The sequence below is a fragment of the Tateyamaria pelophila genome (assembly GCF_019966495.1).
Classification (GTDB): domain Bacteria; phylum Pseudomonadota; class Alphaproteobacteria; order Rhodobacterales; family Rhodobacteraceae; genus Tateyamaria; species Tateyamaria pelophila.
In genome coordinates, this window is the sequence record NZ_JAIMIA010000078.1 from 1 (window position 1) to 22,340 (window position 22,340).

At 58.8% G+C, this 22,340-nt stretch carries 22 protein-coding genes; 7 read left to right on the forward strand and 15 right to left on the reverse strand.

Translation table 11 applies throughout. The features are described from left to right. Window positions 1-45: 45 nt before the first annotated feature. The 9 genes from LC354_RS19180 to LC354_RS19220 form a co-directional block, all read right to left on the reverse strand. The gene (locus tag LC354_RS19180) at window positions 46-984 is read right to left on the reverse strand and encodes an IS481 family transposase (protein ID WP_399203932.1); all 939 of its coding nucleotides are present in this window, start codon (window positions 982-984) and stop codon (window positions 46-48) included. Between the two features lie 232 nt (window positions 985-1,216). Beyond that, entirely contained in the window at window positions 1,217-2,431 is a 1,215-nt protein-coding gene (locus LC354_RS19185; RefSeq protein WP_223426924.1) for an MFS transporter, read from the reverse strand. A 22-nt stretch (window positions 2,432-2,453) separates the two neighbouring features. Continuing rightward, the gene (locus tag LC354_RS19190; protein WP_223426925.1) at window positions 2,454-3,644 is read right to left on the reverse strand and encodes an acyl-CoA dehydrogenase family protein; all 1,191 of its coding nucleotides are present in this window, start codon (window positions 3,642-3,644) and stop codon (window positions 2,454-2,456) included. Window positions 3,645-3,655: 11 nt separating this feature from the next. Beyond that, window positions 3,656-4,843 carry a CaiB/BaiF CoA transferase family protein gene (locus tag LC354_RS19195; protein ID WP_223426926.1) on the reverse strand — a complete coding sequence of 396 codons (1,188 nt, stop codon included), beginning with the start codon at window positions 4,841-4,843 and terminating at the stop codon, window positions 3,656-3,658. Then, complete coding sequence (locus LC354_RS19200; protein ID WP_223426927.1) at window positions 4,843-5,745, reverse strand: polysaccharide deacetylase family protein; 903 nt, start codon at window positions 5,743-5,745, stop codon at window positions 4,843-4,845. Before LC354_RS19200 ends, LC354_RS19195 begins: the two co-directional genes overlap by 1 nt. Window positions 5,746-5,749: 4 nt before the next feature. Continuing rightward, on the reverse strand, window positions 5,750-6,850 hold the full coding sequence (locus LC354_RS19205) for an ABC transporter ATP-binding protein (RefSeq protein ID WP_223426928.1): 1,101 nt from the start codon (window positions 6,848-6,850) through the stop codon (window positions 5,750-5,752). Between the two features lie 17 nt (window positions 6,851-6,867). Next, window positions 6,868-7,752, reverse strand: a complete 885-nt coding sequence (locus LC354_RS19210) for an ABC transporter permease (RefSeq protein WP_223426929.1) — start codon at window positions 7,750-7,752, stop codon at window positions 6,868-6,870. Between the two features lie 10 nt (window positions 7,753-7,762). Beyond that, the gene (locus tag LC354_RS19215; RefSeq protein ID WP_223426930.1) at window positions 7,763-8,680 is read right to left on the reverse strand and encodes an ABC transporter permease; all 918 of its coding nucleotides are present in this window, start codon (window positions 8,678-8,680) and stop codon (window positions 7,763-7,765) included. Window positions 8,681-8,686: 6 nt separating this feature from the next. Beyond that, a complete protein-coding gene (locus LC354_RS19220) occupies window positions 8,687-9,853 on the reverse strand; it encodes an ABC transporter substrate-binding protein (protein WP_223426931.1) in 1,167 nt (388 codons plus the stop codon). Window positions 9,854-10,188: 335 nt separating this feature from the next. On the opposite strand from LC354_RS19220, the gene LC354_RS19225 reads away from it, so the two are divergent. The 6 genes from LC354_RS19225 to LC354_RS19250 are packed head-to-tail and all read left to right on the forward strand — an operon-like array spanning window position 10,189 to window position 15,902. Beyond that, the gene (locus LC354_RS19225) at window positions 10,189-11,544 is read left to right on the forward strand and encodes an MmgE/PrpD family protein (protein WP_223426932.1); all 1,356 of its coding nucleotides are present in this window, start codon (window positions 10,189-10,191) and stop codon (window positions 11,542-11,544) included. Then, window positions 11,544-11,933, forward strand: a complete 390-nt coding sequence (locus LC354_RS19230) for a cupin domain-containing protein (RefSeq protein WP_223426933.1) — start codon at window positions 11,544-11,546, stop codon at window positions 11,931-11,933. The genes LC354_RS19225 and LC354_RS19230 overlap by 1 nt, the downstream gene beginning before the upstream one ends. Beyond that, window positions 11,923-12,696, forward strand: coding sequence for a short-chain dehydrogenase/reductase (locus LC354_RS19235; RefSeq protein WP_223426937.1), 774 nt, complete (start codon window positions 11,923-11,925; stop codon window positions 12,694-12,696). Before LC354_RS19230 ends, LC354_RS19235 begins: the two co-directional genes overlap by 11 nt. Beyond that, a complete protein-coding gene (locus LC354_RS19240; RefSeq protein ID WP_223426938.1) occupies window positions 12,693-13,499 on the forward strand; it encodes an enoyl-CoA hydratase in 807 nt (268 codons plus the stop codon). Before LC354_RS19235 ends, LC354_RS19240 begins: the two co-directional genes overlap by 4 nt. A 2-nt stretch (window positions 13,500-13,501) precedes the next feature. After that, on the forward strand, window positions 13,502-14,341 hold the full coding sequence (locus LC354_RS19245) for an FAS1-like dehydratase domain-containing protein (protein WP_223426939.1): 840 nt from the start codon (window positions 13,502-13,504) through the stop codon (window positions 14,339-14,341). Between the two features lie 19 nt (window positions 14,342-14,360). Continuing rightward, a complete protein-coding gene (locus LC354_RS19250; protein ID WP_223426941.1) occupies window positions 14,361-15,902 on the forward strand; it encodes a malonate--CoA ligase in 1,542 nt (513 codons plus the stop codon). A gap of 6 nt (window positions 15,903-15,908) precedes the next feature. Here the strand turns inward: LC354_RS19250 and LC354_RS19255 are convergent, their stop codons facing one another. From LC354_RS19255 to LC354_RS19280, 6 genes are all read right to left on the reverse strand, one after another. Beyond that, window positions 15,909-17,066: an amidase family protein gene (locus LC354_RS19255; RefSeq protein ID WP_223426942.1), complete on the reverse strand. Its 1,158-nt coding sequence runs from the start codon at window positions 17,064-17,066 to the stop codon at window positions 15,909-15,911. After that, entirely contained in the window at window positions 17,063-17,917 is an 855-nt protein-coding gene (locus LC354_RS19260) for an HpcH/HpaI aldolase/citrate lyase family protein (protein ID WP_223426943.1), read from the reverse strand. Before LC354_RS19260 ends, LC354_RS19255 begins: the two co-directional genes overlap by 4 nt. A gap of 3 nt (window positions 17,918-17,920) precedes the next feature. Then, window positions 17,921-18,604, reverse strand: a complete 684-nt coding sequence (locus LC354_RS19265; protein ID WP_223426944.1) for a GntR family transcriptional regulator — start codon at window positions 18,602-18,604, stop codon at window positions 17,921-17,923. 166 nt (window positions 18,605-18,770) lie between these two features. Continuing rightward, window positions 18,771-20,075 carry a TRAP transporter large permease gene (locus tag LC354_RS19270; protein ID WP_223426945.1) on the reverse strand — a complete coding sequence of 435 codons (1,305 nt, stop codon included), beginning with the start codon at window positions 20,073-20,075 and terminating at the stop codon, window positions 18,771-18,773. A gap of 80 nt (window positions 20,076-20,155) precedes the next feature. Then, the gene (locus LC354_RS19275; protein WP_223426946.1) at window positions 20,156-20,701 is read right to left on the reverse strand and encodes a TRAP transporter small permease; all 546 of its coding nucleotides are present in this window, start codon (window positions 20,699-20,701) and stop codon (window positions 20,156-20,158) included. Window positions 20,702-20,819: 118 nt separating this feature from the next. Then, on the reverse strand, window positions 20,820-21,794 hold the full coding sequence (locus LC354_RS19280) for a TRAP transporter substrate-binding protein (protein WP_223426947.1): 975 nt from the start codon (window positions 21,792-21,794) through the stop codon (window positions 20,820-20,822). A 451-nt stretch (window positions 21,795-22,245) separates the two neighbouring features. Between LC354_RS19280 and LC354_RS27730 the strand changes: the two genes are divergently transcribed. Then, the coding region (locus LC354_RS27730) for an ERAP1-like C-terminal domain-containing protein (protein WP_263289467.1) at window positions 22,246-22,340 on the forward strand (95 nt) is incomplete at its 3' end.

Below are 22,340 nucleotides of genomic sequence, written 5' to 3' on the forward strand. Positions count from 1 at the left end.
AGAACCCCCGCCGAAGCCATGGCCGATGAAATAGCGGCCTTCAAATCAACCGTTGCACTTGATGTTTGAATCCAAGCAGTCCTTCATCGCTTGCAATGGCGTCTTGCTGCCCAACGCTGATTGGGGGAGTTGCTGGTTATAGAGCCAGGCGTAGCGATACAGCGTGGCTTCCAGTTCCTCGCCGGACCGGAAATGGTGGCTTTGCAGCACGTCTTCGATACGACCGTTGAAACGCTCGACCATGCCGTTTGTTTGGGGCGATCTAGGCGGCGTCAGACGGTGTTCGATGTCCAGTTCGGCGCAGAGCTTGTCGAACTCATGTTTCCCGCTTTGCGCGCGCTTGCGCAGGCCAAAAAGACGGTCGGTGAACTCCTTCCCATTGTCCGTGAGTATGGTTCGGATGCGCATTGGGCATGCCCGCTCTAGATCACGCAGAAAGCGGCGCGCGTTGGCCGCTGTCTTGCTGCTGTAGATACGAATGAACACCCAGCGGGTAGCCCGGTCAATCGCGACAAATAGATAACGACGGGACGTTTGATCGGCCATCTGCGGTAAATATTTTACGTCGATATGAAGGTATCCGGGCTCATATGCCTTGAAGCCGCTGGGCTTGGGTCGTGCCACCTTTGCTTTCAAATCGCGCAGATTGCCCACGCCATGCCGCCGCAGACACCGATCCAGTCCGGAGCGCGAGACATCCGGGTTCAGGAACTCGCGCACCACTGCGAGCAAGTCATCCAGTGAGACAAGCAGCGTCTTGCGCAGCGCAACTGCGACGGCCTCCTGAGCCAGCGTAAGCGTTGTTTGTAGCCGGTGAGCGGTATGACTGCGGTCATTTACGCTGTCGCGTTTGCGCCATTTCCACACAGTCTGCTCGGTGATCCCAAACCGCTCCGCCAGAACCCAAGCAGGCTCGTCACTCGCTTGAATTTCCGCCCGCACTTTGGGTGTCGTTGTCGCCTGGCTATGAAGATGGATCAGCATTGGTCGCCCTCCGGGATGTCGCCTAAAACCGATCTTGCCATGCAGAATGCAGACCGGCGAGGATCTATGTGATCGTCCGGGATGGAACACATAGACGCTACGAAACCGCCCTGCCCGGCTCAAGCCAATTTCTTCTGACAATGCCCATCCCATTACTAACTGGCACTTTACCTCCGAAGACGCCAGAATAAAGCTTGCTCAGCTTTACCCGCAAATTACCTGAATCAAGGGACTAGGCTGTGGTGGCGCGTGTGCTGCGTCGCAACAGCACAAGGAGGATAGCAAACAGCATCACACACACCAAAGTCACAGACCACAGGGGCACGCCAAAACCACCTGTCCAATGCGCGAGCATTCCGAGCGTGACAGGACCAAGAACGCCTCCGATCTCGGCGGCGGTGAAAAACATCCCCCCAGCCAGCCCCATGCGTTCGGGCGGCACACCCGGTGTGTCCATCAACAGCATGATCGCAACCGTCATCATCGACCCACGCGCAAGGCCCTGTAACATCAGCCCGCTCGCCAAAAGCGCGGGCTGATCGCTGCGCAAGAGCATACTTGCGGCCAGCATCGCAGCGAACAAGCAGCCTATCACGAACAACCGCCATTCGGGCGTGGCAAGCCGCGGGATCACCAGCACCCCAAGAATACCCATAGCAGGCGGCAAAGAGGCCCAGTACCCTGCCGAGACGGCCGAAAACCCGTAGTTGCGCAAAATTTCAGGCAGCCAGTTGTTCAGTCCGTGATTGAGGAAAAATACCCCCACGGCCATCGCAAGGATCAAACGCACCTGCGGCACGGCAATGATCTCAGCAAAGGCGGAGAGGTTGTATTTCGTGCCGCCCGCCTTTGCGCCCAGATCGCTCGATAGGCGACCCGACACCAGAAGCCAGATTACGCCACTGACCAACACCAGCGCCGCATAGACCGCCATCACGCCGCGCCAGCTTTGCCCGGTCAGCGGCATGATCACGGAATTGGTGATCGCCAATGCGACCAGCCCCCCTAGATAAGGCCCCGTCACATAAAGCCCCATCGCGGTGGCGCGCGCTTTACCTTCATAGAGTTGCGCAATCACCACCGGTGCGCCGACCGATATCATAGGCCCACCAACCCCGAACAGCGCAACTGCGAGGAACAGCTCCAAAGGGGTCTCCGCCAAGGTCCGCACCAGCGCCGACGCCGCCATGATCAGCGTCGAGATCGCCAGCATCTTGCGTGCCCCGAGCCGGTCCAACAGCATTCCGCAAGGAATGGCACAGATGATATACGTGATCGGCCAAGCTCCCAGGATCAGGCCCATCGCAGCATTGTTCACGTTGATATCCGCGCGGATGGCACCGACGACAGGCGCCATAGATGCGATGATCACACCAAAGCAGAAATATACCCCCCAAACGCCCACCAGCACAGGCCAGCGTGCGCCCTGTCCCGCCTCAACAGGCACCAGTGGTCTCTGCGGTCATCGCTTAGTAGCTGCGCGGCAATCCAAGGACATGCTGTCCAAGGAAACCATAGATCATGTTTTTGGAAATCGGTGCGGTCTGATACAGACGCGCCTCGCGCCACTTGCGCTCAATGCCGTATTCGCGGGCAAAGGCGAAGCCGCCATAGGTCTGCATGCAGACCTCGGCGCAGGCCCAAGATGCGTCCGCCGCGAGCAGCTTGGCCATGTTCGCCTCAGCACCCGCCTTTCCGCCTGCGTCAAACATTGCGGCAGCTTTGGCCACCATCAGCTCGGCTGCTTGCGCTTTGGCATAGGCCTCGGCGATAGGGAACTGAATGCCTTGGTTCGCACCGATGGGCCGCCCGAACACCGACCGTTCGTTGGCGTATGTGCAGGCCTTTTCGATAAAGTACTTGGCGTCGCCGATGCACTCTGACGCAATCAGGATCCGCTCTGCATTCATACTGTCCACGATATAGCGAAAGCCCTTGCCTTCCTCGCCCACCAATGTGTCGGCCGGGATTTCGACATTGTCGAAAAAGACCTCGCAGGTGTTGTGGTTGATCATGGCGTCGATCTTGGACAGAGACAAGCCGCTTTTCTTGGCTTCGTTCATGTCGATCAAAAAGACAGACATCCCGTCCGAGCGTTTGGCGCATTGATCCGACGGCGTGGTGCGGGCCAAGAGCAGCATCAGATCGGACTCAAAAGCGCGCGATGTCCACACCTTTTGCCCGTTCACGATATAGGTGTCGCTATCCGTCTTTTCGGCCTTGGTCTTGAGTTGGGTTGTGTCGCTTCCAGTTGAGGGCTCAGTCACGCCGAAGGCTTGCAGGCGCAACTCGCCTGTGGCGATTTTGGGCAGGTATTTCTGCTTTTGCTCTTCGGATCCATGTTTGAGCAAGGTGCCCATTGTGTACATTTGCGCATGGCAAGCCGCTGCATTGCAGCCGTTGGCGTGGATGGTTTCCAGCACGGCCGCAGCCGCAGCCAGAGGCAGGCCTGAGCCACCATATTCTTCGGGGATCAAAGCGCCAAGAAACCCACTTTCGGTCAGCGCGCCGACAAAATCATGCGGATAGGCGTCTTCCTTGTCGAGTTTGAGCCAGTATTCGTTCGGGAAATCTTCGCACAAACGGCCCACCGCGTCGCGGATATCGGTCCACGCCGGCTTCGTCGGCATAGAGATCATATCGGGATCAAATTGGTCCATCTCAGAGTCCTTCATATTACGTTGCGCGCGCGCAGATCAGCGATCTCGCTCTCCGACAGGCCTGTCTCGGCCAGAATTGCGTCAGAATGTTCTCCGGCATCTGGCGCAGAGACATAGATCGACGCAGGGGTACGCGACAGTTTCACAGGTTGGGCGACGAGCTTTGTCTCGCCGCGCACGGGGTGTTCGATGGCCGCCGCCATGCCCAGATGCTGGACTTGGGGGTCGGCGAACACGTCGTCCATCATGTAGATTGGGCCAGCTGGAACACCGACCTCTTCCAGTGCAGTGACCCAATCGGTGGTGCTGCGTTGGGCAAAGATCGGGCGCAGCAGTGCCCACAGTTCTGGGCGATGCTCAAAGCGCGCGGGGTTGGTGGCATATCGTTCGTCCTCGCCCCATTCAGGCTTGCCAATCAGGCTACAAAACGCCCGCCATTGCGCATCGCTACCAACGCCAAGGTTCATGTGCCCGTCACGTGTCGCCACCACGCCCATGGGCGTCACATAAGGATGATCGTTGCCCGTACTTTGTGGCACCTCGCCGTCGACCAGATAGCGTGCGGCTTGAAAATCCATTAGCGCAATCTGCGATTCCAGAAGCGAGCTTTGCACCCATTGGCCTCGGCCCGACTGGGCGCGTTCCTGAAGTGCGACCAGAATGCCGATCGCCGCATAAAGCCCAGAAGAGCTGTCCGCCACCGCAGCCCCGGCACGCATCGGGCCTCCTTCGGGGTTGCCCGTGACGCCCATCAGACCACCCATACCTTGCGCAATCTGATCAAACCCAGCACGGCGGGCATAGGGGCCATCCTGCCCAAAGCCAGAGATGGACGCGAGGATAATGCGCGGATTGACCTTGGCCAGATCGTCATAGGCAATGCCAAGACGGTCTTTGACATCGGGGCGGAAATTCTCAACCACCACGTCGGCGGTTTCGACCATGCGCAGAAACAGCGCACGGCCATCCGGATCTTTGAGGTTGAGGGTCAGCGACCGCTTGTTGCGGTGCAGGTTCAGCATATCATAGCCATGCCGCGCCCCCGACACGCCCGCCGAGGGGTCCGCGCCCGCTGGCGCTTCGATCCGGATCACATCCGCGCCGAAATCCGCAAGCACACGGCAGCATGTCGGCCCAGCGCGCACGCGTGTGACGTCAAGCACTTTGAGGGGCCCAAGGGCCGTCGACTTCTCGCGCATCAGGTGTCTCCCATTACTTTGACCGCGCCATCCGGGTCGGCAGTGGCATACCAATCGCCAATCCCGCTGGAGGTGAGGAACACGGTGTCGTCACGTGCCTGCAGCAAATCGAGAGCTGCCTCGAAATAATGGGCGACGTGCGGGACGCCGATGATGTGGGGATGCAGCGCAAGCGTCATCACGCGCGGCTGGTTTTTCAACTCGCGCTCGAACACCGCCAGCGTGGCTTCGACCCGTTTGAGGTACTCATCGCTCGACCCGTTTTGGATCGCATAAATCGGCACATCATTCAGTTCGAACGTGTAAGGCAGCGCCATCAACGGACCATGCTTGGTTTTCATCCATGTGGGCAGGTCATCCAGCGCCCAGTCATGCAAGAATTCCACGCCCTCAGCCTTGAGAAAATCAGGCGTAAGTTCCGTTTCACCAAGCCCCGGCCCCAGCCATGCGCGGGGCCTTGCGCCACCGACTTTTTCAAGACGGTCAAGGCAACGGCGGATCACATCGGCCTCATCCTCGGCCTGTTTCAGCGACTGCTGAAAGAACCCATGGCCCACCAATTCCCAGCCTGCATCACTAACGGCATCCATCAACGTTGGATAAACGTCCGCCACTTGGGCGTTCAGAAACGCAGAACACGGCAGTCCTTTGCGCTCAAACATATCAAGGATACGCGGCATGCCGCAGCGCATCCCATATTCCACCCAAGAGAAATTGGGCACATCAGGCGGTGCTGGCGTCGCCCCATGCGGGGCAGGAATGATACCGCGCGGCATGGGGCGCTCAATCGGCCAATATTCTATGTTCATCACGATATGAACAATCAGCGGCTTGCCCTCCGGCCCGATGAGCGGGGCGCGGTCGGAAGACAGTTGGAACGGGATGCGTGGGTTTGACTGCATGGGCTTAATTCACGTGCAAACGGATGTCGGACGGCTTCCACGACAAGCGCACGGATGCGCCAGCATCGGGCAGGCTGTCGTCGCTGTCGGCGATCACGCGGCTGACCATCTCCGTACCGTCGGGCAAATGCACCAAGTGGGACGTGGTCAACCCCAGATAGACGCTTTCGTCAAACGCCCCCATGATCGACATGCCATCCGCTGCCGCGTCGCTGCCGTTCAGCCGATCAAGCGTCACGCATTCGGAGCGGATCGACAGCTTGACCTCTTGGCCGTCTGTGACCGCCAGCCCGCGCTTATCCACTGTGAGTTTTGAGCCCGCCACATCGACAATCACAGAGCTTCCATTCGCCTCTGTCACTTTGCCGCGCAGCAAGTTGTTTTCGCCTACGAAACTTGCGGTAAAGGCCTTTTGTGGGGCGCGATAAATGTCGCGCGCATTGCCGCATTCAACGAGGTCGCCACTGGCGATCAGCGCGATACGGTCCGCGACGGTCATCGCTTCTTCCTGGTTGTGAGTCACGTGAATGAACGTGATCCCTACCTTTTCCTGCAGGTGCTTCAGCTCAAGACACATATCCTTGCGCAACTGCGCATCGAGGGCCGCAAGCGGTTCATCTAGCAGCAGGATATCGCGGTCGAGCACGATTGCGCGGGCAAGTTGGACGCGCTGTTGCTGGCCGCCTGAGAGTTCATGCGGCTTGCGGTGCGTAAATTGCGACAGCCCCACTTGCTCTAGCGCGTAGTCGACCTTTTCCGCGATCTTGGCCTTGGGCAGCCCCGCCACCTTGAGGCCATAGCCCACATTCTGCGTCACAGTCATATGCGGGAAAAGAGCATAGGCTTGAAAGACCATGGTCGTCGGGCGTTTGTCCGGCGGCAGGTGGCCCACGCTTTTCCCATTAAGAAGGATTTCACCCTTGGTTGGCTTGTGAAAGCCGCCGATGGTGCGCAAAAGCGTGGTTTTCCCGCCTCCTGACGGGCCGAGCAAGACGAAGTACTCTCCAGCGGCGATGGTCACGTTCACATCACGCAGCGCCACGAAATCTCCGTAGTGCTTGGATAGGTTGCGCACTTCGACGGCTGGGGGTGTCGGATCGGTCATTTTTGGTGTCCCGTTGCTCATGACGTCACCGGGTCGGCCTTCGCACGCGCGATACGCGACAGAGACTCAGTCCGGAGCATTGTTAAGATAATGATAGAGCCGATGATGGCTATTGCGATGAAGCTGACCAAGGCGGACATGGCGTAGCTTTGCCCTGACATGCCTGTGTTGAGCATCTGGCTGATCAGCACCGTAGTAAAGGTGTCAAACCCACCCTTGAGCAGGCTGGTGCGCGTGTATTCATTGAACACGAGGATGATCGTAAACGCACAGGCCGAAAACACGCCCGCTTGGATTTGCGGAAATTCGATATCCCAAAAGGCGCGCCAGCCATTTGCACCGCACGCCCGTGCAGCCTCGGTCTGTTCGGGGCGATAGCGGCCCATCGTGATCAGGATCACCACAAAGGAATAGGGGATCGTGTAGATGATCAATCCGATTGTTGCAGTGAGAAAGCTCAGCCGGAACCAACTATCAAACAGCGATATTCCAACCTGATCACCAAGCCAAATGAACGCGAAATTCAGGTTTTTGAAAAACACCAGCAGAGCCGAGCCAAGGATATCCGGCGGCACAAAGAGCGGCGCGAGCAGGAGAAACACCGGAAACAACTTGTTGTCGGCGGCCTTGTAATATTTCGCCGCCAGCAATGCCATTGGGACCGCAATCACAGTCACCACCAATGCCAACATCAGCGTCCATCGAAGCGCACCGATCAAAAGCGCGTCTGAAAAGATCAACCCATACCACTCCATCGTGAAGGCATACTCATTCGCGCCGAACCCGTTGGCGTTGAACGAGATATACATCACGTAAATCACGGGCGTCATCAGGGTGAGGACGACGAGCAGCAAATAGGACCACTTCAGCTTATGCAGCCATATATTGTCGTAATCGTTCATTGGCTCACTCTCAGCTCAAGGGTGTCAGGATTTTCGTCAGGTCAAACAAACGGTGCCCGATCCAAAGAAGCGCCATGAGGGTCGTCATCATGATTGCGCTAACCGCCATCGCGAGCGGGAAATCGAGCGCTGTGATCGCCTGCGTCGCAATCAGCCCGGCATTCACCGCCCCTGCCCCGCCAAGAATATTGGGCAGCAAAGCCACGCCAAGACCGTTGACGAAAATAAAAACCGACCCTGCAAAGATACCGGGTGCAGCAAGCGGCAGGATTACGTCCAGGAACCTTCTCCACGGACCCACTCCGAGGTCATCACAGACCTCAAAAATGAACTTTGGCACCGCTTCCATGGCAAGGAACCCAGAAAAGACGATGAACGGAAGGAAAGACAGAACCTCACCTATGACAACTCCGGTATGGGAGTAGATCAGCGCGGTGATCGGCTCATCAATCAGTCCCAAATCCATCAATGTCGTGTTGACCAGACCGTTACGCTGAAGCACAGGGCGCAGCGCAAAAACACGGATAATCTCGGATACCATGAACGGCAGGATAAACAGCAACACAACCCGGTGCTGTGCGACCTGAGGGATCGATTTGCGCACGAACACTGCGATGGGAAAGCCAAACACAAAGCAGATCGCAACCGAAATCAGCGAATACTTCATGGAATTCAGAAAGTTGACCAAGCGCGCCGAGAAAAAGAAGTTCTCATAGGCGAACAGCGTAAAGCCCGGCTCCATCCAGAACATTGTGCGCTCGAAGACCGAAAACACGACCGTCATCGCCATCGGAATAGCAAAGAACAACACCATGAAAATCAGAGGTGCCCGAAACGCCCACGGTGCGAGCATTTCGAGCAACTGTGATGTCTGGGTTCCGACGGTGAGCGTGCCCCCGTCGGTCCGTTTATTTGTGAGGCTTGCCATCTTTGATCAGGCGGCCTGAACCCGAGCCCACCAGTCTTGGTAGGCACGAATGTTGGTCGGGAATACGTTTTGCCACGAATTTCCCGCGACGGCGCGACGTGCTTGCTTTCGCGCCAGCCGATCCGCCATGATCGCCTTGGTATCTGCGTCGAACATATCCGGGTTGGCATCCACATAGTCCTGCACGCCGTCCATCTGGGGCGTGAACCCAAGCCCAGCCAAAGTCTGCGCACCAAACCAAGGGCTGAGATAGACATTGGCCAGTTGGTAAAAGGCCGTATCCATGCCGCGCTCCATGCCGCCACGGGTCAACATGACAATGTTGTTCCAGCTTTGGTGGCCTTCTTTCATGGTGCCATAGCGGATGTCTTGGCCGTTCTTGCGCGCCGCAAAGATCTGGATGACTTCCCAGCAGGACGACACCAGCACCTCTTCAGATGACAGCAAGTCCGCGCCGTTTTGCACGCCATCCCAGAAGGTGCGGAAATGGCCCTTCTTTTTCAGGGCGATCAGGAATTCACAGGTCTGACGCACTTCGTCTTCGGTCATGTCCGATGGGTTGTCGATGCTGCCCTTGCCAGACTGCTTCAGGTAAATCGCCGTATTCGTGAGTGTTGGGCCAAAATCGTTTTGCATCGCAGCGCGACCCCGGAACTGGCTGTCAAACAACGCCTCCCACGAATTCAGCTCTTCGCCGATTTCACCGTAGTTAAAGGCCAAGCTGTCCGCGTTGGAGATGTAGGGCACAGCCACAACTTTGTCTTCATACCGAATGGTGTCAGCGCTCGCGCCGCCTTCGTTATAGCTGGGCAGGATGTTGCCCCAGTTTGGGATTTTTGAGATGTCCAACTCGACAATCGCACCTTGCGAGGCCAGCGCGTCTTCCATGCCGCCACCATTATCGGTCATCGCATCATAAAGCGCGTTGCCATCCCCCACGACCATCTTTTGGATGGATTCATCTGCACGCGCGGATTTGGCGATAGAGTTGATGCTGATGCCAGCCTGCGACTCCATATCGGACCAATCCTGCGCGCCCACTTTGGCGATCCCAGGCGCCCACAGCTTGAGGGCTTGATCTTGCGCCATGCTCATTGTGCCCATGCCACTCATTGCGGTGGCAGAGCCTAAGAGGGCTATAATCTGACGGCGATTAAATTCTATCTGGTTCATTTATTCTCTCCTGCTGGTTCCGTTTTTCCACTGACCGACATGGACAACGAAGTTTTAGCTTTCTTGTCCGCCTCAACGGCAGCCCCCGCGGCACCATAAAAAATGCGGCCCACTTCAGGGCAAACACGCTGCTGCAACTAATCTAAACTATGTGCACAAAAATTTATGAAGGCAACAAATTTTTGTATGCAATCAAGAAATGCTTCACTTTGTTTATTTTCAATACCTTAGGCAAAAAATTCACCTTTTCATGCGGAAATACGCATCAAGTAAGGGTTGATTTGCCTACAAAATTAGCCAACGTAGACTGAAGTTTTCTAATCATTGTATACGAAATGATCAAATCAGAGCCATATCTCGAATCAGAGTTGATCCGATTTTGTCAGCGTCCGGTGGCGCCGGAAGCGGCACTTCGTGCGCGGTTTACCGTGCTAGACTGGCTCGGCTGCGTTTTCGCTGCGCGACACTCAGAGGTGGCGCATGCGATGGGGCGCGCACAACATGTCCCTAATGACGACATAGTGCGCGCCGGCCTGTCCTCTACTAAATATGACGCACAGACTGCTGTTTTGTGGCTTGGGACGCTGGGCAATGTACTTGAAATGGACGACCTGCACCGCGCGTCGATCCTGCATCCGGGTGACGCTATCGTCCCGGCGGCACTCGCAGTTGCGCTGCGTCAGCTTTCCACCGGGCTGGACCTTTTGGCGGCGCTCACGCGCGGTTACGAGGCCGCGATCCGGATCGGGCGCGTTGCCGCTTCGGGCGGATATACCAGCTTTTACAATTCCAGCACCTGCGGCGTTTTCGGCGCAGCGATTGCTGCCTCAGACCTGCTACACGGCAGCATGGCCGACGCGCTGGGTCAGGCAGGCATGATGGCCTCTGGCATCTGGCAATGCAGGCTCGAGCCCACCTTCTCCAAACAACTGGCAACGGCGCAGGCCGCGCGATCCGGTGTCTTGGCGGCAGAGTTGGCCGCCGCAGGCTTTCCCGGCGCCCGCGCAATCCTGACCGGCCCGATGGGCTTTTTTGCCAGCTACTACCCCAAGGCAGACACCGCCCAATTGATCGCACCCGGCGATTGGGCGCTGCACGAGATGAGCTTCAAACCATTCCCCGCCTGTCGGCACACACATCCCGCCATTTCCGCCGCGATGAACCTGCGTGAGGGCGGCACGGCTCCGCGCAGAATGACGATTGAAACATACAGCGCCGCAATCGACTTTTGCGATGCACCCCACCCGACCACACCAGAGGACGCGCGCTTTAGCCTACAGCACACGGTCGCGGTTGCGTTGTCCAAAGGCGCGCCAAACATCGCGGATTTCGACACGGATGCGCTGAACGATCCCAACCTAACCACCCTGCGCGACCGCGTGGAGCTAAAAGTTGCCCCGGATCTCGACGCCGCCTTTCCTCAAAGCTACGGCGCGCGCATCCGGATCGAGGCGCAAGACGGGAGAGTACGCGATGCCACCTGCCCCGCCGCGTGGGGTGATCCTGAAAACCCGATGCAAGAGGCTGACATTATCGCAAAGTTCCATACCAACGCCGCCTATGGCGGTCTGAGCGCGCCGCAGGCCGATCGCATTCTTCAGGCCGTACTTGCGCTGCCTGACGCACCCGACCTATCTGCGCTTCAATCCGCCCTCGACGCCGCCTTTGCCCCAACACCGGAGTTCCCCTGATGCCGTTAAATCCCCCCGTGCCTTTCCACATGCTCGACACCGACAGCGGCTGGGAACCCGTCCCCGGCGGGGCACTAGGCGTCGAGCAAAAAATGCTGTCCGGCGCATTGGACGAAGAGGCAAAGATCGGTGTGCGCACGCGCCTGATCCGGTTCCAACCCGGCACAATCGCACCAAACGTGTTCCTGCATGACTACTGGGAAGAGGTCTATTTGATCTCTGGCACGCTGGTGAATGGCTGCGATGCAAACGGAGCAGGCGGAGAGGCATTCACCGCCCCCGCCTATGCCTGCCGCCCGCCGGGCACGGAACATGGGCCGTTCATATCCGCAAAAGGCTGCATCTTTTTCGAAATCCAATACTATCTAGGAGACCGCGATGGATCTTGATCTGAACGGCAAAACAGCGCTGATCACAGGTGGCTCTAAGGGCATCGGCAAAGCCATCGCCGCCGCCCTTCTGGCCGAAGGTGCTACGGTGACGCTGGTGTCGCGCGACGCCGCGCAGTTGCAAGAGACACAAGCAACCTTGGGAACCGAGCGGGTCACGATCCTGCCCGCCGACCTTGCCAGCGATACGGGCCGCCTCGCACTGCTCGACGCGGTTGAGACCCCCGACATCCTGATCAACAACGCAGGCGCGATCCGCGCCGGGCGCTTGTGCGAGATGTCGATGGACGACATACGTGGCGATTGGGACTTGAAAGTGTTCGGCTATATCCATCTCTGCCAACAGCTCCTGCCCAGAATGGCACAGCACGGGACGGGCACGATCCTCAACATCATCGGCATGGGCGGGCGGGCCAATCGTGCGCCCTACATCTCAGGCTCTGCCGCGAATGCCGCGCTGATCGCCTTCACCCAAGCCTTGGGGGCCGAAGCACAAACGCAGGGTTTGCGTGTGTTCGGGATCAACCCGTCGCCCACACTCACCGACCGTATGACCATGTTTATGCGCCACAAAGCGCAAAACGAACTCGGCGATCCGGGCCGCTGGCGCGAGGTGATCGAGCCCAGCCGTTTCCCCTATGGACGCCCCGCCATGCCAGAGGAAATTGCCGCCCTCAGCTGCATGCTTGTCTCGCCCAAAGTCACATATCTTAACGGTACCGTCATCGACGTGGATGGCGGCGGCCAATGGAGCGGCGCATGACACAGACTGAAACCTATGCGGATGGCCGTTTGCAGTTGGTCCGCAGCGGCAACGTGGCCGCGATCACCTTCAACGCGCCCGAAAAACACAACGCTATGAGCCTCGGCATGTGGCAGGCTTTGGGCGATATCTGCGAGACGCTCTCCACAGATGACAGCCTGCGCGTGCTCACCCTGACGGGCGCCGGGGACCGCGCCTTTGTCGCGGGTGCCGATATTTCTGAATTCGGTGAAACGCGCAGCAATGCGACCAGTGCAGCGGCCTATAATGCAGCCGTCACTCACGCTGACGACATGCTCGAAATGCTGCCGGTGCCAACGCTCGCGCTGATCCGTGGCTATTGCATCGGCGGCGGTCTTGGCATTGCCATGCGCTGCGATCTGCGGCTGGCGCGCGATGATGCGCGCTTTGCGATCACGCCCGCCAAGCTGAGCCTTGGCTACGGCTATGATGGGGTGGCGCAATTGCACCGCAGATTGGGCCATGCGGTTACAGCCGATCTGCTGTTTTCGGGTCGCAAGCTTTCGGCAGCAGACGCGCAGGCCAAAGGCATTTGCGATTTCGTCTATCCTCGCGAGGCGTTCGACGCGGCCTGCACGGAATATGTGAACACTTTGGTCGGCAATGCGCCCCTCACCCTGCGCGCCGTCAAATCCGCCCTGACCGAGCTCGCCAAGCCCGAAGCCGCGCGTGACCGCACGGCCACGGGCGCCCTCGTGCGCGCCTGTTTCGACAGTGCCGATTATGCCGAAGGCCAACGCGCTTTTGCCGAGAAACGCGCACCACAGTTCAAGGGACGCTGAGCATGACACCCCTGCCCACAGACGCCATCGGGCGCAGCGAACAGGTCACCGACACGCTTGATCTGCGACAAGCGCAGCTCATGCAACTCACCCTTGACCGCCCTGCCACCTATCAGGCGGGCGATCCGCTGCCGCCGTTCTGGCACTACCTCTATTTCAACCCACAAATCCGCCATTCGGACCTTGGCCCGGATGGGCACGAACAATTGGGGCGCTTTATCCCCGATTTTGGCCTGCAGCGCCGCATGTGGGCGGGGGGGCACGTCAGCATTGATGCCCCGCTGCGCCTAGGTGAGACGGTGGATAAAACCTCAACCATCCGCGCCATTGACGAGAAAAACGGCCGCTCTGGGCGGCTCTGTTTCGTGACCGTCGATCACGATTTTTCTGTCGACGGTGAGCATCGACTCCGCGAAACGCAAAACATCGTGTACCGTGCTGCACCCACTGTGGGCAGCACCCCGCCACCGGGCAAGCCTGCGCCAGAAGATGCCGAATTCAGCCGGGTGGTGACCCCTGATCCGGTGTTTTTGTTCCGATACTCCGCGCTGATCTTTTATGGGCACCGCATCCACTACGATGCCGACTACACCAGAGACGTCGAGGGCTATCCCGGTGTTGTCGTGCACGGTCCACTCATTGCGACCTTGCTGATCCAGCTTGGGCTGGAGCACCTCGGCCCGCGTGCGCTCACCTCTTTTGACATCCGCGCCATGGCCCCGCTGTTCGGCGATGCCCCCTTCCCCCTTGAGGGGCGCAAGACGCCAGAGGGCGCAACCCTTTGGGCACGCAGACCCGACGACACTATTGCCATGACCGTCACGCTGCATGCCGCCTCATGATCACTCAGGAGATCCTCCGATGACCAATTCGCTTTATGACACATTGCTTGGCGCACGCGCTCACAGCGACGCCCCACTTTTGCACCTGCCCGACGGCGCAACCCTTAGCTACAGCGATATGGCCGGGCGCGTCGCGCACCTGTCTGGCTACCTGCGCGCCGCTGGGTTGGAAAAAGGCGACCGGCTTGCGATGCAATGCCCCAAATCGCCTCAGGCGCTCGCGCTTTACCTGGCCTGCCTGCATTCGGGTGTGATTTTTCTGCCGCTCAACACGAGCTACACCCCGGACGAGATCGCCTATTTCGTGCAGGACGCCTCGCCCAAAATCCTCGTCACCGGTCCCGCGGCGGCGGACGCGCTGCGCGACGTGGCCCGCGATGCGGGTGCGACGCTGCTCACACTGGGGGCTGACGAACAAGGCAGCCTGACCGATGCGCTCACCAGCGCACAGCCCGCCCCCGATGCCGTCGCGTGCAGCGCAGATGATCTGGCCTGTTTCCTCTACACCTCCGGTACGACAGGGCGCTCAAAGGGCGCGATGCTGACGCAGGGCAACCTGCTCTCCAACGCGCTCACCCTAACGGACACATGGGCGTTCACTGCCGATGATGTGCTGCTGCATGCGCTGCCAATCTTCCATGCGCATGGGCTGTTCGTGGCCTGCAATGTGGTGATGAACGCAGGTGGCGCGATGATCTGGTTGCCGGGCTTCTCGACCGAGGCCGTACTCGACGCCCTGCCCCGCGCGACCACCATGATGGGCGTGCCGACCTTCTATACCCGCCTGCTAGATGAGCCGCGCTTTACCCGTGATCTGGCTGGGCATATGCGCCTGTTCACCTCCGGCAGCGCGCCGCTGTTGGCCGAAACCCACGACCAGTTCAGCGCGCGCACGGGTCAAGCGATCCTTGAACGCTACGGGATGACGGAAACGGGCATGAACACCTCCAACCCCTATGACGGCGAGCGGCGTGCAGGCACCGTGGGCTTTCCCCTAACCGGCGTTGAATTGCGCGTGATGGACCAGAGCGGGCAAGAGGTAGCACAGGGCGAGACGGGTATGATCGAAGTACGCGGCCCGAACGTGTTCAAAGGCTACTGGCAGATGCCCGAGAAAACCGCCGAAGAACTGCGCGCCGACGGTTTCTTTATCACGGGAGATTTGGGTCAGATCGACAGCGATAGCTATGTGACGATTGTGGGGCGCGAAAAAGACATAATTATCTCAGGTGGTTACAATATCTATCCCAAAGAAGTGGAGCAACTGCTCGACGCGCAGCCCGGCGTGAAGGAAAGTGCCGTCATCGGCGTCCCCCATGCCGATTTCGGCGAAGGCGTGGTAGCCGTTCTGGTCGCAGAAGGCACCGCGTCGCCCGACATGGAGGCAATCAAGGCCACCGTGAAAGCCAAGCTTGCGAACTTCAAACGCCCCAAGGAATACATCATCCTGGAGGCGTTGCCGCGCAATACGATGGGCAAGGTCCAGAAAAAGGCGTTACGCACCGACTATGCCGATATCTTCCAAACGTTGGACCATTCCATGAGCCGCGCAGGAGAGTAAGCCGCCTCAGAGCTGCGCCGCGAGGCGTAGCAGCGCCGATTCGGCTCCGGGCGGTCCGACGAGTTGGACCGACAAAGGAAACGCGGCACCGGCCATCGGGATCGCCAGCGCAGGCAGTCCGGCGATATTGGCCAAAACGGTAAAGTCCGCCTGACCGACAGGTGGGCGCGCGCCGTGGGCGAAGGCTGGCTCGGACACTGTGGGCAAAAGAAGCACGCGGTTTACGCCAAGGACACTGCGCAAAGCGGCCCGCGCCGCGTCTGGACGCGCCCGCACCTCCGCCATCCGCTCAGGCGTCAGCGTCCGCCCATAGGCAATGAGTTTTTCCAGCCCTCGGCTCAGCCCCGGCTGATCGCCAAGGCTGATCGCCGCCTCTGCCTCCGTCAGCAGAAAGGCATCGCTGCGAAGTGCGGGCAGATCAAGCGGGTCCATCACCTCTGGCGCACCAAGCAGGAGCGTCATCTGCGCGCTCATCTGATCATAGGCGAAGCGCATCTGCGGCTTGCAGGCGCTCAGGCACGGCTCTGGCAGAGTGCACCAGCTTGTGATCTCACGCGCAGAGGCTGTACGCGCCATAACGTCCAGCACCTCGCCCAGCATCTCCGGCGTTTGCGCAAATATGCCAAGCGCATCGAGGCTTGGGGCGAGCGGCATAACCCCGGCCATATCCACCGCCTCCGGCCCCAGTTTCAGCCCATAAACCCCACAATAGGCCGCAGGAATCCGCACCGATCCCATCGTGTCGCTGCCCAAGGCCGCATCCACCGCCCCCGCCGCCACCGCCGCAGCCGACCCGCCCGACGAGCCGCCAGCGCTGTGGCCCGGCCAAGCTGGGTTTTCGCAGCGCTCGAAATGGGGATTGTCCGTCGCCGCACCCAGCGCGCCCTCGTCCATCGCAAGACGACTGAGCAGTGTTGCGCCCGCTGCCCGCAAGTCAGCGATCAAGGGTGCATCTTGTGCTGCGACATCAGTCGCGCGAGCGCCGATCCCAGCGGTCCATGCTTGCCCCTGCACACGGATGTTGGATTTGATACCGATGGGCCGACCAGAAAGTGGCCCCGCTCCGATCTGTTGTGCCCGATCAACCGGGCCGGAGGCGTGGAAATCTTCGCAGAAGTGCAGCCGTTCATTGAGCGCTGCGATCCGATCAAACGCGGCGCTCACAGCACCCCCGCCGCCGCCGCGATGGCAAGGCGCAAGCGCATTCTCTTGATCACTGGCGCTTCAATCAGCTTGCCGTCAATCACCACAAGCCCATTTGGTGCCGCCTCAAACGCTGCAATGATGTCTTTCGCGCGGGCAATTTCGTCCGCGCTTGGTGTGAACGCAGCGTTGATTGCACCAAGATTGCTGCTGGGGTGAATCGCGGCCTTGCCGGTAAAGCCGTTTTGCGCGGCATTCGTTGCAGCCGCACTGACAGCGTCGGCGTTGCGAAAATCAAGCTCTGGCACGTCAAGCACATCCACGCCCCCTGCCCGCGCGGCCTGCACGATCCGGGCGCGCGCGCAGCACATGGTGTCCGATCCCATCTGCGCGCCAAGCTCTGCCGATAGATCGACCCCGCCGAACATGACGGCGCGCAGGCGCGGTGTGGCGCGCGCGATCTCTTCGACGTGGCTTAGGCCAGTGGCGGTTTCCACCAGTGCGATCAGTCCCGCCGCGCTGCCTGTTTCGTCAAGGATCGACCCCACCAATTGCAATTCTGCTGCGCTTCTGACCTTGGGCAACATGATGAGGCCCGACTGAGCAGCAGCATCAGCCAGCGCCGCCAGATCGCGCGCGCCTGCCACCGACGCCAACGCGTTGATCCGCACGGCACGCGCAGGCCGTGAAACTCCAAACGTGGCCCCAGACAGAAACGCCATCGCGTCGGGGCGCGCAGCACATTTCCCATCCGGCGGCACCGCGTCCTCCAGATCAAGGCACACGCAGTCCGCACCAGAAGCAAGCGCTTTATCAAAGGCTTGAGGACGGTTGGCAGGCGTAAAAAGCAACGAACGCAGGACATCTGTCATGGGTCACTCCCCTTCCGGGTCAGACTTGGAGGTCCGCTCGGCCACGCGCGCAGCACCCGCCAGCAAATGCGCCGACATGATGCTCGACGCCCATTTCGGCGCACGCGCCTCGATGGCTTGGATGATCTCTTCGTGGTGGTTGAGGCTGCGCAGCAGGTCCTTGTCCGAAAACATCGAATAGGTGCGCACAACCATGCTCACATCCAGCGCCGTGGTCATCAGCGCCGTCAACCTCGGCGAGCGCGCCGCACTGACAATGGCGCGGTGAAAGGCCTCGTTCGCCTGGGTCAACCGTTCATAGGCCGCCTTGTCACGCGGCGGTGTGTCATCTTTCATGGCGGCATGAATCTCGCGCAACTCTGCGATGTCTTCTTCGGTGGCAAGCCGTGCTGCGCGCTCGACCGAGTAGCACTCGACCAGTCGTCGGATCTCGTAAACTTGCTCGGCCTCATCCTGCGGGACATGTGCAACGCGGGTAGTGTAGCCCTTCTGGCGATCAATGAACCCCTCAAAGATCAAGCGCCCAATGGCTTCCCTTATGGGCGTGCGCGACAGACCCAAATCGTCTGACAAACGCGCCTCAGTCAAACGCTCTCCCTCTGCAAGCTTGCCTGTCAAAATATCTTTGCGGATGATCTGATAGGCTTGTTCGGTCGCATTCATCTTTGGCGGCGCATCACTGGTCATATGCTCAACCTAAAAGTTTCCAAGTACTTATTCTGCATGCAAAATTCTGATTTATCCAGCCCATTCGGCGGAATTCAGTACTTTCTGCATACAATACCACCCAAACCAAGGCAGCCATGAAAGCCCTCTGACTGCGTCAATCCACGCCGATGGCTTCGAAACCACGCTAGTTGCGTGTCATGAGTGAAGGCAGGAACGTTGCAATCTGTGGAAACACGATCAGCAGCAGTGTCGCGAGAACCAAAACCAGAAAAAACGGGAAGGCCATCTTGGCCACAGCCAGCAAATCGTGGCGGGTCATGGATTGTAGAATGAACAGGTTGATCCCCACCGGCGGCGTAATCTGCGACATCTCGATCACGACCACAAGGTAAATCCCGAACCAGATCAGATCGATACCCGCAGCCTGCACCATGGGCATGATCACCGAGGCGGTGAGCACCACGATCGAAATCCCGTCCAGAAAGCAGCCCATGATCGCAAAGAGGAACGTCAGTGCGATGAGGAGCTGGAACTGGGTCAGCTCGAACGATCCAACCCATGTCGCCAAAGTGCGCGGGATGCCAGTGAACCCCATTGAGACCGACAGGAAGGCTGCCCCTGCAAGGATCAGCGTGACCATGCACGTTGTCTTGGTGGCGCCCATCACACTTTCGTTGAACGACGTCCATGTCAGGTTGCCGCTGACTGCGGATAAAATTAGCGCCCCGACGACCCCGATAGCTGCTGCTTCGGTTGGGGTGGCAAACCCGGCATAAATGGACCCGATAACCCCGATGATCAGGCCAAGCATTGGGAAAAGACCTGCCGTCGCGCGGATCCGTTCCATAAACGGAATGCGCGGCTCTGGCTTGGGTGTGCGCTCTGGGTAAAGCAGTGACCATGCCATGATATAGCCCATGAACAGCACCATCAGCATCAGTCCGGGCAATATGCCTGCGATAAACAGACGGCTGATCGAAACCTCGGCAGCGACGCCATAGACGATCAGGATGATGGAGGGCGGTATCAAAAAACCCAGCGTGGCCGAACCCGCAAGGCTGCCCACGATCATCTTTTGATCATAGTTGCGCTTTTCCAGTTCGGGTATTGTGATGCGCCCTATGGTGGCCGTTGTCGCCGCAGAAGAGCCCGAGACCGCTGCGAACAAACCACAACTCACCACATTGACGTGGAGCAACCGGCCCGGCAGCGCATTCATCCACGGGGCCAGACCGTTGAACATATTTGCCGCAAGCCGTGTGCGATACAGGATTTCGCCCATCCAGATGAACAAAGGCAAGGCTGTCAGCGCCCAAGACCAAGACTGCGCCCAGACCGTTGTGGCCATGATCGGACCTGCTGGGGCGCCTGTGAAGGCGGCGATGCCAATATATCCCACGATAGTGAGCGTTAGAGAAACCCAGATCCCGAGCGACAGCAGCACTAGCATAGAACCGATCAAGATGATGGCAACGATGTTGGGGTCCATGGTCGTTTGATCTCCGAAGCGAATGGGCCCTTTGTTGGGCAGCTACATCGTCTATTCTGGCGCAACGCGGCGCTGTTTTGTTAAAGGTCGGTCAAGCCGTCTTTTCTTGTGTCCGCCTCTGATTGCTTTGTTTCGTTCTCGTTGAATACTGTCGCGCGACCTAGAATGGCGTTCACCAGATCCTCGACGATTGCGACGCAGAACAGGGTGATCCCGATGGCCATCCCCATTTGAGGCAGCCAGAGCGGTATCGGGATCAGTCCCGAGGTGACTTCGCCTCGGGTCGCGTTTTGCATGACCATCAGGATAGTGTGATAGGCCAGAAGCCCGCTTACGCTTGTCGCCACGACAAGCGCGAGGATCAGCATCAGTCTGGAGCTGGTGTTTCCCAGCGCCTGAATGAACAGCGTGACACGGATGTGGCTGCCACTGCGGAAACTGTACGCAAGTCCAAGGAACGAGGTCGCCGCGAGGCAGAAGCCGGCGTATTCGTCGGCAGAAGGTATGATCGTCCCCAATTGGCGCGCTACGATTTGCGCCATAACGATGACGCAGATTGCGACCAGAAAAAAACCGGCAAGCGCTCCGGCGGCCTTGTAGACGGCGTTCAGGGAACGGGTAAGCATGTGATTTCGATCCTTTTGCGCCCCCTCGGGGACGTGTGGCACGGGCAAAGTCGCGCAGGTGACAAACATCGGGAAGGTCAGAGGCCTGACGGGCCGCAGACCTTCCCGACATCACGCATTACTTGAGCGCGTCAAGCACCGCCTGGCCGTCAGGCCCCACGCTTTCGGCCCATTCAAGGGCCATCGTTTCACCGACAGCCGCCAGATCAGCCGACAGTTGCGCATCGGGCGTATTGACAGTCATGTGTTCGCCAAGTTCTGCAACAGACGATATCGCGATTTCCTCGCTCATGGCCCAGCCGCGTGTCTCTGCGGTGGCAGCGGCATCAAGGATCGCTTGTTGCTGATCTTCGGGCAGAGCGGAAAACGCCGCTTCGTTCACGATGATCATGTTCTTGGGCAACCAAGCCTGAAGGTCATAGAATTGAGTGGTGAAATCCCACGCTTTGGTGCGTGCGCCCGTTGCACCGGAGGTCACCATCGCATCAACAATCCCAGTGGAGAACGCCTGCGGAATCTCGACCGCCTCGATAGTGGTTGGAGAAGCACCTAGCAGTTCTGCCATGCGCCCGGTTGTGGCATTATACGTGCGAAACCGCATACCTTCCATATCGCTGCCCGATGTCAGCGGCTTGTTGGTGTAAAAACCTTGGCCCGGCCATGGCACCGCATACAAAAGCCGAATACCGTCCTCGGCAAGCTTGGCTTCGACCAGCGGGCGCTGCGCATCCCAGAGGGCTTTGGCGCTGTCATAGTTGCTGGCGATAAACGGGATGTTGTCCGCCCCAAAGATCGGATTCTCGTTAAACAGGTTCGCCATCAGCACTTCGCCGATCGGGATAAACTGGTTCTGGACGGAGCGTTTGATCTCCGGGTGTTTGAACAAGGACGAGCCGGAATGGACCATGATGTTTAGCCCACCGGAGGTCGCATCAGAGATTTCCTGTGCAAACTGTACAATGTTTTGGGTGTGAAATTCTGCTTCGGGATAGGGCGTCGCCATGTCCCAAGCGGTTTGCGCAAATGCCGGAGCCGTCTGTGCCAAGAGAATGGCGGTTGCAGAGGCGGCGGCGAGTGTCCTGAATATGGTCATTTTTTAGCTCCCTGGTGTTTTTAGTTTCGTCCGTGAGTCTTTCGCTGTCTGTAAGGGGACGGAGGCAAATGTCCCGTGGGAAGAAAAGGTTAACAGCATTCCGCATATCTGAACAACGAAATCTGTCTCCGTTTCCCGGACTTTCGCGCAAGCCTGTGTGAGCCTCCCCCTTTGAAGTGGTTTGCCTTGATGCTTAGGAAGCAGAGGGCCAAGGATGGCCATTAACCCGGCACAGCGCGGCAGTGGACGGCCCCTAAATGAAGCACATCCAGGCCGTAATTCGGATAATCTTCACAGTAGTCGATCGCCATTCCGAACTGGACGACGCCTCGGTATATCGCCCAAGTTTTTCGCAAAGTATACTCGTGCGCCTGAATTGACCTGACGATTTTTGTGCCTGCGATTCAGTTCGTCGCATGGCCGAAGGGGCGGCGGTCTGTATTTTGAGGGTATGAGCAAGCGATACAAGACAGCCACCTTATCCGACGAGCAGCGCATAGCACTTGAAGCGCTTTGCCGCCGCCGCAAAGTTGATGCCCTTGTTTG

What these genes read in the sequence shown, in the direction of transcription:
- LC354_RS19210 (WP_223426929.1), bottom strand. Translation starts at nt 7,752, where the DNA reads ATGAACGATTACGACAATATATGGCTGCATAAGCTGAAGTGGTCCTAT.
- LC354_RS19260 (WP_223426943.1), bottom strand. Translation starts at nt 17,917, where the DNA reads ATGACAGATGTCCTGCGTTCGTTGCTTTTTACGCCTGCCAACCGTCCT.
- LC354_RS19200 (WP_223426927.1), bottom strand. Translation starts at nt 5,745, where the DNA reads ATGCAGTCAAACCCACGCATCCCGTTCCAACTGTCTTCCGACCGCGCC.
- LC354_RS19250 (WP_223426941.1), top strand. Translation starts at nt 14,361, where the DNA reads ATGACCAATTCGCTTTATGACACATTGCTTGGCGCACGCGCTCACAGC.
- LC354_RS19230 (WP_223426933.1), top strand. Translation starts at nt 11,544, where the DNA reads ATGCCGTTAAATCCCCCCGTGCCTTTCCACATGCTCGACACCGACAGC.
- LC354_RS19195 (WP_223426926.1), bottom strand. Translation starts at nt 4,843, where the DNA reads ATGCGCGAGAAGTCGACGGCCCTTGGGCCCCTCAAAGTGCTTGACGTC.
- LC354_RS19240 (WP_223426938.1), top strand. Translation starts at nt 12,693, where the DNA reads ATGACACAGACTGAAACCTATGCGGATGGCCGTTTGCAGTTGGTCCGC.
- LC354_RS19190 (WP_223426925.1), bottom strand. Translation starts at nt 3,644, where the DNA reads ATGGACCAATTTGATCCCGATATGATCTCTATGCCGACGAAGCCGGCG.
- LC354_RS19270 (WP_223426945.1), bottom strand. Translation starts at nt 20,075, where the DNA reads ATGGACCCCAACATCGTTGCCATCATCTTGATCGGTTCTATGCTAGTG.
- LC354_RS19245 (WP_223426939.1), top strand. Translation starts at nt 13,502, where the DNA reads ATGACACCCCTGCCCACAGACGCCATCGGGCGCAGCGAACAGGTCACC.
- LC354_RS19280 (WP_223426947.1), bottom strand. Translation starts at nt 21,794, where the DNA reads ATGACCATATTCAGGACACTCGCCGCCGCCTCTGCAACCGCCATTCTC.
- LC354_RS19225 (WP_223426932.1), top strand. Translation starts at nt 10,189, where the DNA reads ATGATCAAATCAGAGCCATATCTCGAATCAGAGTTGATCCGATTTTGT.
- LC354_RS19205 (WP_223426928.1), bottom strand. Translation starts at nt 6,850, where the DNA reads ATGACCGATCCGACACCCCCAGCCGTCGAAGTGCGCAACCTATCCAAG.
- LC354_RS19220 (WP_223426931.1), bottom strand. Translation starts at nt 9,853, where the DNA reads ATGAACCAGATAGAATTTAATCGCCGTCAGATTATAGCCCTCTTAGGC.
- LC354_RS19180 (WP_399203932.1), bottom strand. Translation starts at nt 984, where the DNA reads ATGCTGATCCATCTTCATAGCCAGGCGACAACGACACCCAAAGTGCGG.
- LC354_RS19265 (WP_223426944.1), bottom strand. Translation starts at nt 18,604, where the DNA reads ATGACCAGTGATGCGCCGCCAAAGATGAATGCGACCGAACAAGCCTAT.
- LC354_RS19215 (WP_223426930.1), bottom strand. Translation starts at nt 8,680, where the DNA reads ATGGCAAGCCTCACAAATAAACGGACCGACGGGGGCACGCTCACCGTC.
- LC354_RS19275 (WP_223426946.1), bottom strand. Translation starts at nt 20,701, where the DNA reads ATGCTTACCCGTTCCCTGAACGCCGTCTACAAGGCCGCCGGAGCGCTT.
- LC354_RS19235 (WP_223426937.1), top strand. Translation starts at nt 11,923, where the DNA reads ATGGATCTTGATCTGAACGGCAAAACAGCGCTGATCACAGGTGGCTCT.